1 protein-coding gene is annotated in these 459 nt (G+C 45.5%); it reads right to left on the bottom strand.

From position 1 onward, the window contains the following. A partial coding sequence (locus tag ACTHUR_RS20390; RefSeq protein WP_440400612.1) for a type 4a pilus biogenesis protein PilO occupies nt 1-390 on the bottom strand: 390 nt, incomplete at its 3' end. Between the last annotated feature and the right edge of the window lie 69 nt (nt 391-459).

The following is a 459-nucleotide window of genomic DNA, read 5'->3' as shown; positions in this document are numbered from 1 at the left end:
ACCATCGTTTTCAGGTTGGAGCGGTGCAACGCTGTCCAAACGCAATCCGTTGGTTGAACCTGCCTGATGCAGCTCTTGAATCAGATTCGGAATTTCCGCGTCGGTCGGAAGTTGTTTCAACAACACATCAAATGCAGAACGAATCGAAGCCAATTCAGCCTTCAGATTATTCAAGCTTGCTGCCTGAATGCTTTTACGCGTAAAGGTTTCCTTCAGTTCTTCTTCTTTAGCTTCCTGCGTATTCCAAGTTTCAATCTGATCTTTAAATACGCCGACATAGCCCAAAGCCAACATACCGACAATCAATAAACCTGCCAGCAAAAGTTTTGAAGGCATATTAAGCAGGTACAGGTTTTGTACGTCCAATTGTTTCAGGTTTTTAGATGCCATTATTGAGCCTCCGGAGCAGGTTCTGCCACAGGTTCGGCCATTTCACCGCTACTTTGGGCAGTTGGTGCA

It is taken from the genome of Neisseria sp. P0021.S007, from assembly GCF_051956855.1.
Note: the sequence above shows the minus strand (reverse complement) of the source record. Positions and strands in the feature narration are given on the sequence as shown.